This is a genomic window from Rhodococcus sp. NPDC056743 (genome assembly GCF_042790355.1).
Lineage (GTDB): Bacteria > Actinomycetota > Actinomycetes > Mycobacteriales > Mycobacteriaceae > Rhodococcus_F.
The window spans coordinates 238,816-254,270 of sequence record NZ_JBHTZI010000009.1; the positions used below are offsets into that span (position 1 = coordinate 238,816).

The window sequence follows — 15,455 nt, forward strand, 5'->3', positions numbered from 1 at the left end:
CTCTAGATCGTGTTGCTGAGAGTGAGCGTGAGATTAGTGTCAAATCCGGAGCAGGTTTTCAACGTGAACCCGAATGTTGCGAAACCGCTGGCAATTGCATGTGAGGCTCTTGTTGCCGAGTATCGATTGTTGGTCAACGATGCACAGCACATCAAGCAGCTTGGAGGCTTCGGAACTCTGAAGTCCGGGCTTGCTCTCCAAGAAAAATTTCAAGAGAAGGCATTTGGTAGTCCAGACTCATTGGTCAATGCATTGGAAAGTCACATCACGGTAGTCGATGGCATGCGCGCGTACTTCCAGAAGTGCATCGATAACGCCGCGATGCAGGAACAGCAAAACGTCGACTCACTCAGGGGTGTGGGTCGGATCAACTGAATTACGTTGAACGACTTGAAATTTTTCGAGCCGTTGGCTTGACCGCATGGAATATTCGTGGATGGTTGGTCAGACGGGCTATGTGGTGAGTTGCGTTTCCGTGAGGCCAGCACGACGACGCACTACAGTAGATTCACTGGTAATCAATTGCGATTCCTGGTGATTGAACTGTCAGCGGCAAATAACGGCACCGATATCTCTGGTTCATCGGAGATGAGTGCGGTTGTGTGGCCTGTCTGATTCGCGTAGTTGAGATCCGCGCAATCGTCGGGCGGCAGCATTCGCGCGGGAGGGCAGTGAACCTGAAAGTGCAATGTCGCCGCGGATAGTCATGCTGACTTACGCGTCCATGTCGTCGATTTCACTCCGGCGGGAACCAGGACAATCGGGTATCGATTTTGGCGGTTCAGGCGTGCGGCAACAGAACTGTGTACCAACTGGCCCATCGCGGAAATCGGACCTCGGCGAGGTGCCCCGATCACAATGGTGAACGCGTCGTGTTTTTCCGCCGTCGACAGGATGACGACTGCGGGATCCCCGTGGTTGCAGTCGTATGTCCAATCGCCGGTGTGAGATTTCAGTGCGGAGAGTGTGCGCTCACGTTGGGAGGACAGGGCGGAACTGAGGCGTTTCTCGAACTGGGGCGAATCGGTTTCCACGGGTTGGTCCTCGGCAGTGATGCAGTGAACGACGTGAAGCGATGCATCTTCCGCGCGGGCAAGTGAGAGTGCAAAGTCCAGTACATGGCCGCTAGACGGTTCACTGCCGATGCCGACCACAACATGGCGCGGATGGGCGATGCCGGTTGCCGGGCTTTCGAGGTGAAACGTGTGTTCTGGGTGTGGTCCGTCGTGGTGTTTCTTCATCGTGCGCGATCCTTCGCAGGAGATCGGAACTACGAGTTCAGCACTTTGACGTCTATTTTACGGCGGTCGTCGTTGGATTTCTTCAGGCGGATTCCGCAGGTGGGGGTGTGGGACGGTATAAACGTCCTATGAGTCTTGACCCCGCGATTGCAGCAAAACTGAAGCGAAACGATGCCGGACTGTTCAGCGCAGTTGCGCAGGAAAAATCCACGGGTGACGTGTTGATGGTCGCGTGGATGGATGACGAAGCGCTTGCTCGCACGCTGGAAACCCGTAAGGGAACGTACTATTCGCGTTCACGTCAGCAGTATTGGGTCAAGGGAGAGACGTCGGGCCACACGCAGCACGTCCACGAAGTTCGCCTCGATTGTGACGGCGATTCGGTCCTTCTGATCGTCGATCAGGAAGGCGCCGCGTGCCACACCGGCACCCACACCTGCTTCGATACCGACGTTCTACTCGCTGCAGAGTAGGAAACTTCGCCAACGAAGGGGAGCAAGTATGGCCGCGACGAAGACTCCACAACCGCTCGACTATTCGTTTACCTCGCCCATCGAGAAGGACGGCGCATTCGCGACGTTTCTGACAGTACCGGGGTCGGCGGAACTGCTCGGCACTCGGCGAGCAGTCAAGGTGGTCGGAACGCTTGACGGCGAGCACCCTTTCGAAGCAACGTTGATGCCCTCTGGTGACGGACCGCATTGGTTGCCGCTGAGGGTTGCGCTGTGCAAGGCGATCGGTAAGAGCGCGGCCGGTGAAGAAGTGTCGGTCCACCTGCATCAGCGTTTGAGCTGACACCGGGTAGAGAACGTCTGCGCGGACTAGCATCGGAATAGTCTGGTTGTTGCGGGACTTCCGCGCCACGAGCGGAGACAACGATGGTGTACCGGCTCATCGAAAGTGCGACGGTATTCGTTCACTTCAGCTTCATTCTCTACGTGGTATTCGGTGGGTTCGTGGCGTGGAAGTGGCGTCGTACTATTGCTTTTCATCTTGTCGCCGTCGCGTGGGGTGCAGGTTCGGTCCTGATCGGATACGACTGTCCGCTGACGAATCTCGAAAACTGGGCTCGCCGGATGGCGGGAATCTCCGAATTACCGTCTACCGGGTTCATTTCCCATTACATCGCCGGCGTTTTCTACCCCGTCAGTATCGAAGCGATTGTCCAGGGTGTTGCCGCTGCGGTGGTCGTGGGTTCCTGGGTGGGCTACGTGCTGCTCGGACGCCACGTGAGGCCCGCGTCGACGGAGGCGCACTCGCGCCACTGACGGATTCTTCGGGCGAGCGGATTCCTTCAGGCGAGGTTGGTGTCCCACGCGAAGCCGTCAGGGTCGGTGAACGGCTCCCCGTCGCCGGTGATGACGATCCGGTGTGATCCGTTCCCGTCAGGAGAGACACCTGCATCCTTTGCCAGGGCCTTCCGTCCGTACAGGGCAACTGTGAGCTTTGCCGGCGGAGCTGTGAACTGCACGTATTTGCGTCCGTAGCTTTTCGACACTTCGAGGCCGTGATCCACGTAGAACTGTTTGCTCGCCTTGACGTCGTCGACGCCGAGTAACAACACGAGGTCTTCGATCTCCCGGGTCGCCGGTCCGGTGTTCTTCTTCGAGGACGTGGCAATTTTCCAGATTGCGCCGTCCGGAGCCTGCACAACACCGCCATATCCCCAGAAAGACTTCTTGACGGGCTTCAGCTCAGTGGCACCGCCGTCGAGAGCCGCACCGACAAAGACGTCGACGATGTTCGGCTGCGACACGACAAGGGAAAGGGTGTAGCCGCGGAAGCCGGTTGTCGGTGTCTGCGCCGCTCGTACGTGCACGCGGTCTCCGACGCCGAAGGCTGCGTAAAAAGATTGGGCGGCTGCGGGATCGGGGACCTCGAGGATCACAGACTCTGCGGTGGTCATCTTGGCGCTCCTCGTTGAAGTGCGAGCGGACTGGGGATCACGTGGTGAATTCATGTCTGTAACGGTAGTTTCGGTGCGGCAGTCGACGCTTCTCGATTCCTGATCGGTTTTGCGTGCGCTCCGGGCTCTACGAGTTTGCCGGGAAAGCAACAGATCTGGTGTGCAGGTACAGATCGCGCAACAGGGAGACCTCGGAAAGATGATGGATCAGCTCGCGATGGATGTGCAGCACCAGATCGGCCATCGACAATTCGGGGTATGGCTCCTTCGCTCCGACTGATTCCCGGAGTTCGCTCTCGCCGAGGTTTCGCACTCCGGTGAGCCAGATATCGAGTTGCGCCTCGAGTTGCTCTAGCGCCTCGCGCCCGGTGCCGGCGTACTCCCAGGTCTCGTACGAAGCGGCCGCGGCACCGAAGTGTGATGCATTGCGCGCAGCAAGCACACCGACAATGACATGGCCGAGTCGCCACGCGATCGTCGTGAACGGCGGCGGGGCCGGCTCGGGAAATGCGTAGTCGATTGTGAACTCTCCAGCCCCGACGTGCATCGGTGCCGTCGACTGGCCACGAGGGCGAACACTCCAGGCATCGGGCCCGGGGGACCAGAAGTACTCCTCGTCGGTGAGTCCGTCGAGTCGAGATTTGAGCTGATGGTTCCAATGGAATTCCCACTGCTCGCGAAGTGCCCAATTCCAGTCGAAGTCACGTGCGTCCATGTACTCACTCTGCCCGGTATTTGCTCCTCCTGTCAGGAGTTTGGGGCCGGGCAGAGTCGCTATTTACACGCGTCGGAGAGCAATCACGGGGATGGTGCGGATTCCAGCCGTCTTTTCCGCGTACTCTGCAAAACCCGGGTACCGCTTGGCTTGCTCGTCGAAGATTTTGTCGCGATTGTCGCCGGTCACTTCGCTGACGGAAACCGAATATTTCTCCGTGCCGACTTCTACTTCGGTGCGGTCCGATGCTGTGAGGTTGTAGTACCAGTCCGGATTGGTGGGAGCGCCGGCTTTGGACGCGAACACGTAGATGGTGTCTGGGTCTTGCTCATCTGCCAGATACATCATCGGGCTGACGAATTCACGTCCGGACTTTCGGCCTCGATGGTGGACCAAGACCATCGGCGCGCCTTCGAACGGGCCGCCCACGTGACCTTCGTTTTCTCGGAACTGGGCAATGATGTCTGCGTTCCAGTCGTCAGTACTCATCGTCGTCTCCTGGTTAGGTCTGTGGGTTTCCGGCACCAAAATCTTGGCATAACTTTCGCCTGGGCGGAGTTACGTCCGAACATTATTGATCTATTATCTACGCATGAACGCAGATAGTCAGATTTGTAGGCGGAAGCTTCCCGATGATCAGGTAGATCTCGTCGTCGAGGTGTTCCGGATGCTCGCTGACGCGACACGGGTGCAGATTCTGTGGGCGTTGGTCGATCGAGAGTGCTCGGTGAACGAACTAGCGGAACGCGTCGGAAAGCCCGCACCGTCCGTCTCGCAGCACCTGGCGAAACTGCGGATGGCTCGATTGGTGCGCACCCGTCGTGAAGGCACCACCGTGTTCTATCGCCTCGAGAACGACCATGTGCGCCAACTGGTTACCGACGCGGTCTTCAATGCCGAGCATGCGGGTCCGGGCTTGCCGGGGCATCACCGCACCGCCGGAGAACTTCGCGAGATACATCCGGAGCGCGCATCGCGCGGTGGTGAGGAGGAGGGGGCGTCATGACGCACGAACCCCGCGTTGGACACGGGCACGGCCACAGTCATTCTCGCGGCGGATTCCGGTCTGCCGTGCGCGATGTCTTTGCCCCACACAGCCACGACGCGGCCGACAGTGTCGACGACGCGCTCGAATCGAGCGAGATCGGTATCCGAGCAGTCAAGATCAGTTTGGTGGCGCTGGGAATCACTGCAACGGCGCAAGTGGCGATTGTCGCGATCTCCGGGTCGGTGGCGCTCCTGGCAGACACCATTCACAACTTCTCCGATGCTCTCACCGCGATCCCGCTGTGGATTGCCTTTGCACTTGGGCGACGAGCGGCAACCCGCCGCTATACCTACGGATTTGGCCGGGCCGAGGACCTGGCGGGCCTGTTCGTCCTGGCTATGATCGCGCTGTCGGCGGTGATTGCAGGCGTCGAGGCAATTCGACGGCTCGTCAATCCGATCGAGATCGATCATCTGGGATGGGTCGCTGCCGCTGGTCTGGTGGGCTTCATCGGCAACGAACTAGTGGCGTTGTATCGGATCAGGGTCGGTCGGCAGATCGGTTCTGCTGCTCTGGTGGCTGACGGATTACACGCTCGGACAGACGGATTCACGTCATTGGCTGTTCTGCTCGGTGCGGGGGGAGTGGCGTTGGGGTTTCCGCTTGCTGACCCGATCATCGGGCTGGTCATCACCGCAGCAATAGTTGCCGTGCTCCGCAGCGCTGCGCGTGACGTGTTTCAGCGCCTCATGGACGGCGTCGAACCGGAATTGGTGGACGAGGCTGAAACTGCCTTGTGTGGGGAACCTGGTGTTCTGGGGGTTCGGGGTTTGAAGATGCGGTGGATCGGTCATCGGTTACATGCGGATGCAGAACTCGACATCGATCCTTCTACGAGTCTTGCGCAGGCCCACGCGATTGCGCACAGCGCCGAACACACGTTGACGCACGCAGTCCCGAAGCTGTCGTCAGCGTTGGTACACGCGTACCCCGCCCACTCATCGCTCGACAGCCATACAACAACATGACCACTTTGTTCTAAATATCCTGTTCACTAGGGGTTTCCTCGGTACGCTACGAAGCGTCGATCGGACGTATCTCACGCCGCCATGGAACGGGGAAACCAGTGATCGCTTGGTACAGAAGGTCGCTAGTCGCCCTGGTCGTGGTGTCTATGACGGTTGCCTTGGCTGCGTGCGCAACGAGTGATCCGGTATCCGGTGCAGGGGGCAATTTCGGTTCGGACGGGGCGCCGGTCGACTTTCGGGAACCGGTCAAACTCAGCAGCGTCGACGGGGTTCTCGAAGTGCGATTGTCTGCGAACCAGGGATCGGTGCCGCTCGATACTGCGTCGGGGACGGTGTCCGACTTCCTGCTCTTCGGATACGACGTCATCCGTGGCGCGGCGTCCGACGGGTCGAATTCCGGAACCGATGTGTATCCGGCCCCGACATTGCGGGTCAATCCTGGCGAGCGCTTGATCGTCCACTACGACAACGACCTGCAGGGTCTCGCTATCGAGGACTTCTACGATCCAGCGTTCACCCCGGCGGGTGGTTCCGTCCCGATTTATCCTCCGGTGCTGGCGTCTGCACCGCTCAATCTGCACACCCATGGCGTGCATGTCAGTCCGGACGGCAATGCCGACAACGTGTTGCTCAATATTCCGGCCGGACAGGGGAATGTGTACGACTACGCAATCCCCGGGTCGATGCCCCACGGTTTGTACTGGTACCACAGCCACCGTCACACGCTCACTGCTCAACAGACATACATGGGACTGGCGGGGTTGCTGGAAATCGGCCGGCCGGACGGCAATCTGCCGATAGTGACGGCCAATGACATCCCGATCCGCGATATGGCACTGCAATACAACTTCGTGTTCGATCGCAAAGGTCAGGGGCGGAAGCTCAATGACGCGATGTGGCCACAATTTGTCAGCACTCTGGAACCGCCGACGGGTACGGAGCTTGCCGACGGCACTTACCGCCCGAGTCTCGCGCCGGTGAACTTCTCGGAAACCACGGAAGGCTCACAATATTTCACCAACTGGTACAGCGGGCCGCTGTCGCCGGCAAACCATCGCGGACAGAATCAGTTTGTCCCCGCCAATCTCCAGAGCTTCGTGGGCGAATCGACGAGCGTTCCGGCCGATCCGGCGTTGCCCGACAATCAACGCGACGTGCAGTACACCGTGAACGGTCAGTTCCAGCCTTCGCTGAAACTGAAGCCGGGTCAGACCGAAATCTGGGTGCTCGCCAATATCAGCGACTTCGCGTATATGCCGGTTACCTTGACGGAAACCGCGACGGGCAATCATCCGCGGTTCGCGATAGTGGGTCAGGACGGAAACCCGTTTTCCGAGGTCAGACCGCCGGTGGATGGTGACGGGACGCGCCTCGTGATTCCGCCTGCGTCCCGGTATGCGATTGCAGTCACGATGCCTGAATCCGGTGATCTGGTGCTGGAAATGCCGCCGCTCGATGGTGCAAAACCGGTGACCAATCCTGGCATTCTCTACACCAACAACGGCACCGAGAATCCGCCGGCCGAACTCGGAACCGTCACCGTCGACCCGTCGGTGATCAGTTACGCCGACGGATTCTTCACGTTCCCGACTCAGCAGCTGATTCGAGCAACGCCGGACGAAGGAACAGGCAAGACAACACCTTTCGAATTCGGGCAGAAACTTGATGCCTACACGTCTTTTGTGGATACCGCCGTTATGAATCCCGATGTCACCCGCAACCTCACCGTCTCGGGTGGATTCGGTAACAACAAGGCCAGCAACAGTGATCCGAAAGCCTTCACGTATGAGTTCGCCGACAATACCTTCCCGAACATTCCCCTGATTCAGCCACGTCTGAACTCGGTCGAGGAATGGGTAATTACGAACCTCAACAATGACGAGCATCCAATGCACATTCACGTCAACGACTTTCAAGTGATGGAGGTAGTGGATCCTGTTGCCGGGACCACAACTGGGGTGCAGCAGTGGGGGATTGACAACGTCAACGTGCCGGCGCCCGTGACTGACGAGAATGAGAACGCGCTCGTCCCGGCATCGGTGACGCTGCGAACCAAGTTCACCGAATACACGGGGACCTTCGTCATCCATTGCCATCGGCTCAATCACGAGGACAACGGGTTGATGGCGACGGTCAACGTGATTCCCGAAGTGTCGACATATGCGGTTGCGGTGCCCGGCTCGCCCGGTGTGTCCGCGACAGTGCAGATCTTCGACGCGGATGGCGATACGCTGCTCACGACCGTGACGCCGTTTCCGTCGTTCGAGGGAACTCCGAGCGTGGCCATGGCAGACGTCAACGGTGACATGGTGCTCGACCTGATCGCTGGAACCGGCGCAGGCACGGCACCGGAAGTGGTGGCGTACAACGCGGTCGACGGACCACCTTTCACCGACGAACTGGCACGCTTTTCGCCCTTCGATGCCGGATTCCGTGGTGGCGTCAACGTCGCCGGAGTCGATATCGACGGAAATGCATTGGCGGACAACATTATCGTGGCTTCCGGCCCAGGAATGGAATCGCAGGTCAAGATCTACTCCACTGTTCTGCCGACGGACAAGAAATCGGCGCCTGCGGAATTCGGATCGTTCACTCCCTATCCGGGTTCGAATAGTGGAGTGACCATCGCGACCGGGATGGTGGACTCGCACTCCGGCCGGGCCAGCATCGTGACTGCTCCGGGACCTGGTGACGAACCGTGGGTGAAGACGTTCCGATACGACCTGTATGAGCCCACAGTCGCATCTTCAGGCGCGGCCGACGAACATGCAGGTCACTCGGATGGGCCGGTGACTACCTCGCAGTTCCTGGCGTTCGATCAGAGTTATCGAGGCGGGGTATCTCTGTCGACAGGGTGGGTGGCCGGTGCGGAGGGCGGTGCAAAATCCATAGTGACCGGGATGGGCGGAGGAGACGGATCTGTACGAGTTTTCTCGAGCGGATCACGCCTCGACGGATCACCTGAGATGTACCTCGAAAGCCCCGACCACCACTCCACCGATGTTGCATTTCGGGAGATCGCGTCCTTCCGTCCGTTCGAGGGAATCTCGGGTGTCAGCGTTGCGACTACCAGTACCACAACCGGGGCGGACGTGCTGATCGGTGGCAACAACGGAATCAGTGCTGAAGTTCGGAAGTTTTCCCTGGGGCGTGCTGATCCATCTGCGACGACACTTACCCCGAGCCTGATCGGAGTCTTGCCGCCTTATGCGAACGGGATTGGAGCGTTACCGCTCGGGGGTCGCTAGTGTGCGGCCAAGCGGTTCTGGACTGGCCGTCGAATGCTGTTGTATGTCAGAAGTTCTCGAGAATTTTCTTGTGGAACCTGTCCGAAATATCCCTTGAATCGAATAGACGTTCGAGTATACTTAGGTCACGGGTGGGGAGGCCTTGATGACCATAGTTAGCGATTCAATTGCGGTGGGGGATGTTGTAGCCGGTTCGGCTGTGGGTGTGCGCGCCACGTTGTGGCGGTTGCGTCCGGCTGAGATTCGTGATGTTGTGGTGTCGGTGTCCGCGGAAATTCTTCGGTTGGAAGCGATTCGGGTGGCCGCGGTCGACGAATTGGCACTCAATCCCGACGAGCAGGTGCTGTGTTACCGGGGTGTGGGTCGGTGGTTGGCGGCCAATGCGATGCTGCAGAACGCGGCCGGCAACAAGATCGCCGCTCTCGGTGCCGCACTGCGGACATTCCCTGACATTGCGGCGCAGTTCGAGGCGGGTGATCTCTCGCTCGATCATGCGGCGTTGATCGCCGCGTTCTGTGAATCCCCGCCGAAGGGGATGCCGGACATCGCGTTGACGCCAAGCCTGAAAACTCTTCTTGCCGCCGCGTCCGGGGTGGAAGCGACCACCACGAAGCTGCGGTATGCGATCGCGGTTTTGGAGCGGATCTTCGAATCCGACGAGCCCCCGCCCTGCGAGGACAACGATCTGAATGCGCTACGCATCGCGCCGACATTGAACGGTCGGGTTGTCATCAAGGGCGACTTCGACGCACTCACCGGTGAAATGCTCCTGTCTGCGCTGTCGGGGTTGTCGATGCCCAAACCCGCCGCGGACGGGACCCCGGATGCGCGGTCGGCATCCAAGCGCACCGCCGACGCGTTCACAGAGTTGATCCGTCGATATTTGGACAATGCCGTTACCGGTGTGGATGGTGGTCAGCGTCCGCACGTGAATGTGCATATCACCGCGAAAGACCTTGCGGAGCATCGTGAATGCGCCACCACACGAGCCGAGGGTGATGACGCGCCTGACCTGGATGACGAGTCTGTGTTCGACGATCTCGACGTCGGCTACATGCCCTGGATGGGACCGCTCAGCGTCAGCAAAACCCGGATGCTCGCGTGCGATTGCATGCTCTCGACCGTCTTGATGGACGGAAACGGCGCACCCCTCGATGCGACACCGCTCAAGCGCCTCGTCACAGCCGAACAACGCATCGCGTTGATCGCCCGGGACAAAGGTTGCGCCTTCCCGAACTGTGATGCGGTACCGGCCTGGTGCGACGCACACCATATAAAACCGTGGTCAACGGGCGGTGTGACGGTGATGGACAACCTCGTGTTGCTCTGCCGCAGCCACCACACGTTGATCCACAGCACCAGCGGGTTCCGCGGTATCTGGGAAATCAAAATGGGCGATGATCGCAAACCCTGGTTCATCCCACCAGTAGCGATCGACCCGAAACAACGCCGCCGCCGCTCCACCACCCGCCAAGGACCAGTCCACCAAGACTGAAACCAGCTCTGCCGGAACCACATACCGCGCGCGAGCTTCGCATCACCAGCCAGTCGATGCGAAGCCCACACGCGTGCGCGGGTTCGGAAGCCCGTGGCGGTACTTGTAGAAGGAACTTCGAATCAGGGCAGCGACCAGATCTGCATGGTAACCAGATAGAACACCACAACCCAGAACACTGTCACCGCTGCGACGATCGCCAATCCCTGAGCGTTCGTCTTTGCGACTGGCACCCCTGCCGGCGGACGCAACCAGCGACTCAACAGACGGTTCACGTAATAGGGCATGGTGAAGAAACTCATGATGAAGCTCGAGAGTAGGTTCCCCACCAACAACCCAAGCCAGAGTGGCATTTTCAGTGGTGACAATGCCAAGGTCAGCAAGACGACAGTCGGGTACAGGCCAACCCACACGGCGATCGCCGTCTTGGTGTCCGACGGTGGCGGGGCTTCGTTGCCGTTCTCGTCGAAAGCAAACCAACTGCCAAATGAATTGTCGACGGTGCGCAGTTCGAAGTCATGGAACCGCCGCCCCTCGGCGAGGAGTTCCTGACGCTGCGGGGACGTCAGCCAGGTATCGAGGTGGGCGGCGCTGTCGAAACGGTAGAGAGTGGTCCATTCGTCCTGGACGCCGTCGACGGGTCGGAACAGTTCCGTGCCGCGGAATCCCTCGAATGTGCTTTCCACATCTCGAAGGCGGTCTTGCCACGCGAGAAATTCCTCGACGTTGTCATCGCTGACCCGATGTGACACGACTACGGTGAGGAGTGGATCGGGCGGTTTGATGCCGCCACTCACTACTTGTTGGGTGCCGGGGCCGTCGAAGTACCGGCGTCCGCGTTCGAGGAAATCCTGACGTGTCGCGCTGTTGATCCAGGCTTGAACATGGGCGATGGAGTCGAAGCGATAGACGATCACCCACTCCGGGTGGATGGCCGTGGGCGCGGACACTTCGGTGCCCAGAAATCCGGGGTAGCCGGCGGCAGCACGGTTGAGGTCCTTCTGCCAGACTTCGAACTCCTCCGCCATGTCGGGGTGGACGCGCTGACCGATGATGACTGTGGCGATGTTGTCGGCGGATGTCTCCGCGGTCATCGGTTCAGCCCCGTGTAAATCCGTTCCGGGGTGAGGGGAAGTGACCGGAATCGGGTGCCGGTCGCGTTCTGCAGAGCATTCGCCAGGGCAGGGGCCACCGGATTGATACAACACTCCGCCATGCCTTTCGAACGAAGTGGGCCGACGGAATCGACCGAATCGACGAGGATCACCTCGGTGCGAGGAATGTCTGCGTACGTGGGAATGCGATAGTTTCGCAAATTCGGGTTCATCATCGCGCCGGCGGCGTCGACATGAAAGTTCTCGGTGAGCGCAAAGCCGATTCCTTGCGCGACACCACCTTCGATCTGGCCTCGAACTTGCGCAGGATTGATGATCACACCCGCGTCGGTGGCATGAACGCTGGACAGTATCCGGATTTCGCCGGTCATCCGGTGCACCGCAATTCGGAAGCCGTGCGTATTGGACACGACGCTGCGTGGTGATCCGTACGCCTTGCGAGCCACGGTAAATCGGATCCCGCGTTGCCTCGCGGCGTCGAGAACGTCCTGCAGTGTCAATCGTGTACTTGCGCACACGATCTTGTCGTCGTCCATCGAGCATTGATCGACGGCAACACCAGTGTGGTGCGCGGCAAAGGCAAGTAGGCGATCTCGCAACGCGTTCGACGCCCGCAAGACGGCGTTCCCCGCAACAAAGAGGCCGGCACTGGCAAAAGCGCCTGTATCGAAACCGGTACGGTCTGTGTCCGACTGGATGATTCGCACCCGTGACGGTGTGGTTCCCAATTGATTGGCGGCGATCTGGACGTGGGCGGTGGACGTACCTTCACCGAATTCGACTGTTCCGATGGCAAGTTCGTAGACACAGTCCTCTCCGAGAGTGAGCCAGGCCTCTGAGATGTGCTCGGTGGGTGGAGCGGTTTCGTGTAATGAGCTGGCCGTGCCGGTACCGATGAGCCAGTCATCGCCGAGAACTGGGACCCGTGTGCGGTCCAGAGCGGCGTCAACCAGATCGATGCACTGGCCGAGTCCGTCTTCGGTGAAGATGACGTCGTCAGGTCCGTCCTCGAGTGCGACGAGCGAATCGCCTGGCCGCACGATGTTGCGTCGACGCAGCTCCAGTGGGTCCAGGTTCAATGCGATAGCGAGTTCGGTCATCGCGGACTCCACGGCAAATGCGGGCTGAGTCATCCCGTAACCGCGCAGCGCTCCACTCGGAACGTTGTTCGTGTAGACGGAATACGCGTCGAACTTCTTGTTGGCGCATCGGTACAGCGAGACGGCAGCCCCGCCGGCGAACAACGTTTCACCGCCGTGGTTTCCATAGGCGCCGGTATTGGAGATGTTGCGGTACTGAAATGCGGTCAGCGTCCCGTCTGCCGTGGCGCCCAATTTGATCGTCAATTTCATCGGATGGCGCGGAGACGCGGTGGTGAATTCTTCTTCACGGGTGAACTCGAGGCTGACGGGTCGGCCGGTGTCCAGTGTTGCCAGTGCAACGAGGTCTTCCGTGATCACCTCTTGTTTTCCGCCGAATCCACCGCCCACCCGTTTGCAGAACACGCGAAGCTGGTCCGGGCGCAGATCAAAGAGGTGGGAGAGTTTGACCTTGGCAATCGACGGGGACTGCGAGCTGGTGCGCACGTGCAGTCGTTCGTCTTCCATCCAGCCGATGGAACCGTGTGTCTCGAGGTGCGCATGCTGGACTCGGGGCGAGAAATACGTGCCTTCATGGATCACGTCGGCTGCTGCGAAACCGGCTTCGACATCGCCGACATGCCCGTGGATCTCGAGCAGGATGTTGTGTTCGGGGTCGCGGACAAACGGGTCGTCCGAACCGTGCAGTGCTGGGGCACCGTCGGCCATCGCCTCCTCGGGATCGAAGACAGCGGGGAGCTCCTCGTACTCGACCACCACTTTGCGACGGCCTTCTTCGGCTGCGGCAATGGTGTCGGCAAGCACGGCCACCACGCGTTGACCGACGAAGCGCACCACGTTGTCGAGGATGTAGGTGTCATCGGGATCCACGAGGTGGTCGGTGTGGATGGCTGTCGTGAAACGCTTGCGCGGCACGTCTTTCCAGGTATAGACACGTTGCACGCCGGGTACGGCGAGTGCGGCAGCATCGTCGATCGAGATGATGCGCGCGTGGGCATGCGGTGAGTGCAGCACCTTCAGATGCAGCATCCCGTCGATCGTTGTATCCATGGTGTATTCGGCGCGGCCGGTCACCACTTCGGTTGCGGCAGGCGCGCCGACGCTTGTGCCCACCGCTTGTCCGGGTAGCGCAACCTCGATCGCGCTGACTCCGTTGACGGCGTCCTCGATAGCTCGATAACCGGTGCAGCGGCACAGGTTTCCTTTGAGAGCGCGCGGCAGGTCCTCTTTCTGGCTGTCGGTCAACGCTGCCGACGTCATGATCATGCCGGCAGTGCAGAAGCCGCACTGAAAGCCTGGGGCGTCGCGGAATTGTGCCTGCATCGGATGCAGATTCTCCGGCGTGCCGAGGCCTTCAATTGTGGTGACATCCCGACCTTCGGCGCGAAAGGCGGGGGTGATGCAGCTGTGGATCGGTGCGCCGTCCAGCCAGACTGTGCAGGCGCCGCAATCGCCCCCGTCGCATCCCTTCTTCACACCGTGATGTCCGAGGGTTCGGAGGAATGTACGTAGGCATTGCCCGGGAAAGGGTTGCTCGCTGAAGCTTCCGCCATTCACCACATAGCTCATAGCCGGTCCTCGCTCAGTTCCAGGCGCAGCTCCTCGGCGTAATGCCGGGCGAGGTGAAGGCGGTGGTCAGGGGTGCCGTTCGGGTCGTCGAACCAGACAGTTTCAGGAATGGCATTGATGACGTGCTGTAGCGAATCCCGGTCCGGGAGAGTGGCAAATGACAGTTGGATCGGTCGGGTTGTTCCCGCGGTGATGGTGAGTAGGAGATCGGAAGTGCCGGGTGTCTGAGTGGCGATCATGAATATGGTGGAACGGCCGAGATGGGTGAGACTGAATCGGCGGTGGGCGTGACGTTTGGTGAGCGTACGAAGCGGAAAGTCGATGCTGCGAAGCACCTCGCCCGGTTCGAGGATGTTCTCGTGATCTCCGCTTACAAAATCGGCTGCGTCGACAACTCGTTCAGTCCCGTTCGTAGCCCACAGTGTGTATGTCGCCTCGAGTGCGACGGACAGGGTGATCATCGGGCCGGCAGGCAACGACATGCAAATGTTGCCGCCCACCGTTGCGCTGTTCCAGACCTTGAACGAAGACAGGAAGTACTCACAGCTGATACGAAAGAGTTCGGCCGCTCGCCAATCACTGGGCGCTACAAACGTATACAGGTCATTGATCGTGCAGGTGGCGCCGATGGTGAGACCGTTCGTGTGAGGTTCCAGCGGCGCCCAGCCCAGCGTTGTCAGATCCACAAGGCGATTCAGGTCGGGTTGTTCTGCTGAAAACAACCATGTTCCACCGGCAAGCCACGCGTCCCCGACCCGCCAGATCGCACCGGGGCGATCCGGTGGTCGCCGAACTACGTCACTGATGGTGGTGAGATCCATGCGTCGTGCTCCCCTCGGGGACGTGACATACCGGATTGCGACATTACCGAGTACACGAGATGCGTTCACATGTTTCGCCTATTTCAGACAAATCGGAATGAAGACCAACTGGTCGGTGCATGCGATTTCAGATTTTGGGTACGTCTGAGTACGGGGCGGGTTCCGCCTCTTGCATTTGCGAGCTCAGTTACGGACGTAGTTACGCATTCGGCGGCTGCGGAGACCCAAC

At 59.7% G+C, this 15,455-nt stretch carries 15 protein-coding genes; 8 read left to right on the forward strand and 7 right to left on the reverse strand.

The window, feature by feature from the left end:
• Positions 1–36 precede the first annotated feature (36 nt).
• The gene (locus ACFRFQ_RS21895; protein ID WP_378662164.1) at positions 37–375 is read left to right on the forward strand and encodes a hypothetical protein; all 339 of its coding nucleotides are present in this window, start codon (positions 37–39) and stop codon (positions 373–375) included.
• A 329-nt stretch (positions 376–704) separates the two neighbouring features.
• Here the strand turns inward: ACFRFQ_RS21895 and ACFRFQ_RS21900 are convergent, their stop codons facing one another.
• Complete coding sequence (locus ACFRFQ_RS21900) at positions 705–1,241, reverse strand: universal stress protein (protein ID WP_378662166.1); 537 nt, start codon at positions 1,239–1,241, stop codon at positions 705–707.
• Positions 1,242–1,369: 128 nt separating this feature from the next.
• Between ACFRFQ_RS21900 and hisI the strand changes: the two genes are divergently transcribed.
• From hisI to ACFRFQ_RS21915, 3 genes are all read left to right on the forward strand, one after another.
• Positions 1,370–1,714 carry a phosphoribosyl-AMP cyclohydrolase gene (gene hisI / locus ACFRFQ_RS21905; protein WP_378662168.1) on the forward strand — a complete coding sequence of 115 codons (345 nt, stop codon included), beginning with the start codon at positions 1,370–1,372 and terminating at the stop codon, positions 1,712–1,714.
• A 28-nt stretch (positions 1,715–1,742) separates the two neighbouring features.
• A complete protein-coding gene (locus ACFRFQ_RS21910) occupies positions 1,743–2,036 on the forward strand; it encodes a DUF1905 domain-containing protein (protein WP_378662171.1) in 294 nt (97 codons plus the stop codon).
• An 83-nt stretch (positions 2,037–2,119) separates the two neighbouring features.
• Positions 2,120–2,509 carry a DUF2784 domain-containing protein gene (locus ACFRFQ_RS21915; protein ID WP_378662174.1) on the forward strand — a complete coding sequence of 130 codons (390 nt, stop codon included), beginning with the start codon at positions 2,120–2,122 and terminating at the stop codon, positions 2,507–2,509.
• A 26-nt stretch (positions 2,510–2,535) separates the two neighbouring features.
• Here ACFRFQ_RS21915 and ACFRFQ_RS21920 read toward each other — a convergent pair whose 3' ends face one another.
• From ACFRFQ_RS21920 to ACFRFQ_RS21930, 3 genes are all read right to left on the reverse strand, one after another.
• Positions 2,536–3,147 carry a glyoxalase gene (locus tag ACFRFQ_RS21920; protein ID WP_378662177.1) on the reverse strand — a complete coding sequence of 204 codons (612 nt, stop codon included), beginning with the start codon at positions 3,145–3,147 and terminating at the stop codon, positions 2,536–2,538.
• Between the two features lie 127 nt (positions 3,148–3,274).
• Positions 3,275–3,862: a DinB family protein gene (locus ACFRFQ_RS21925; protein WP_378662179.1), complete on the reverse strand. Its 588-nt coding sequence runs from the start codon at positions 3,860–3,862 to the stop codon at positions 3,275–3,277.
• A 63-nt stretch (positions 3,863–3,925) separates the two neighbouring features.
• Complete coding sequence (locus tag ACFRFQ_RS21930; RefSeq protein ID WP_378662182.1) at positions 3,926–4,351, reverse strand: nitroreductase/quinone reductase family protein; 426 nt, start codon at positions 4,349–4,351, stop codon at positions 3,926–3,928.
• Between the two features lie 103 nt (positions 4,352–4,454).
• On the opposite strand from ACFRFQ_RS21930, the gene ACFRFQ_RS21935 reads away from it, so the two are divergent.
• The 4 genes from ACFRFQ_RS21935 to ACFRFQ_RS21950 all read left to right on the forward strand — a co-directional run bounded on the left by ACFRFQ_RS21935 (position 4,455) and on the right by ACFRFQ_RS21950 (position 10,621).
• Positions 4,455–4,868, forward strand: coding sequence for an ArsR/SmtB family transcription factor (locus ACFRFQ_RS21935; protein ID WP_378662184.1), 414 nt, complete (start codon positions 4,455–4,457; stop codon positions 4,866–4,868).
• Positions 4,865–5,878, forward strand: coding sequence for a cation diffusion facilitator family transporter (locus ACFRFQ_RS21940; RefSeq protein ID WP_378662187.1), 1,014 nt, complete (start codon positions 4,865–4,867; stop codon positions 5,876–5,878). Before ACFRFQ_RS21935 ends, ACFRFQ_RS21940 begins: the two co-directional genes overlap by 4 nt.
• 146 nt (positions 5,879–6,024) lie before the next feature.
• Complete coding sequence (locus ACFRFQ_RS21945) at positions 6,025–9,126, forward strand: multicopper oxidase family protein (RefSeq protein ID WP_378662190.1); 3,102 nt, start codon at positions 6,025–6,027, stop codon at positions 9,124–9,126.
• 145 nt (positions 9,127–9,271) lie between these two features.
• Positions 9,272–10,621, forward strand: coding sequence for a DUF222 domain-containing protein (locus ACFRFQ_RS21950; protein ID WP_378662193.1), 1,350 nt, complete (start codon positions 9,272–9,274; stop codon positions 10,619–10,621).
• A 122-nt stretch (positions 10,622–10,743) separates the two neighbouring features.
• On the opposite strand, the gene ACFRFQ_RS21955 is transcribed toward ACFRFQ_RS21950, so the two are convergent.
• The 3 genes from ACFRFQ_RS21955 to ACFRFQ_RS21965 are packed head-to-tail and all read right to left on the reverse strand — an operon-like array spanning position 10,744 to position 15,226.
• Positions 10,744–11,715, reverse strand: a complete 972-nt coding sequence (locus ACFRFQ_RS21955) for an antibiotic biosynthesis monooxygenase (protein ID WP_378662196.1) — start codon at positions 11,713–11,715, stop codon at positions 10,744–10,746.
• A complete protein-coding gene (locus ACFRFQ_RS21960) occupies positions 11,712–14,405 on the reverse strand; it encodes a molybdopterin-dependent oxidoreductase (protein WP_378662199.1) in 2,694 nt (897 codons plus the stop codon). The genes ACFRFQ_RS21955 and ACFRFQ_RS21960 overlap by 4 nt, the downstream gene beginning before the upstream one ends.
• Complete coding sequence (locus ACFRFQ_RS21965; RefSeq protein WP_378662205.1) at positions 14,402–15,226, reverse strand: FAD binding domain-containing protein; 825 nt, start codon at positions 15,224–15,226, stop codon at positions 14,402–14,404. Before ACFRFQ_RS21965 ends, ACFRFQ_RS21960 begins: the two co-directional genes overlap by 4 nt.
• Between the last annotated feature and the right edge of the window lie 229 nt (positions 15,227–15,455).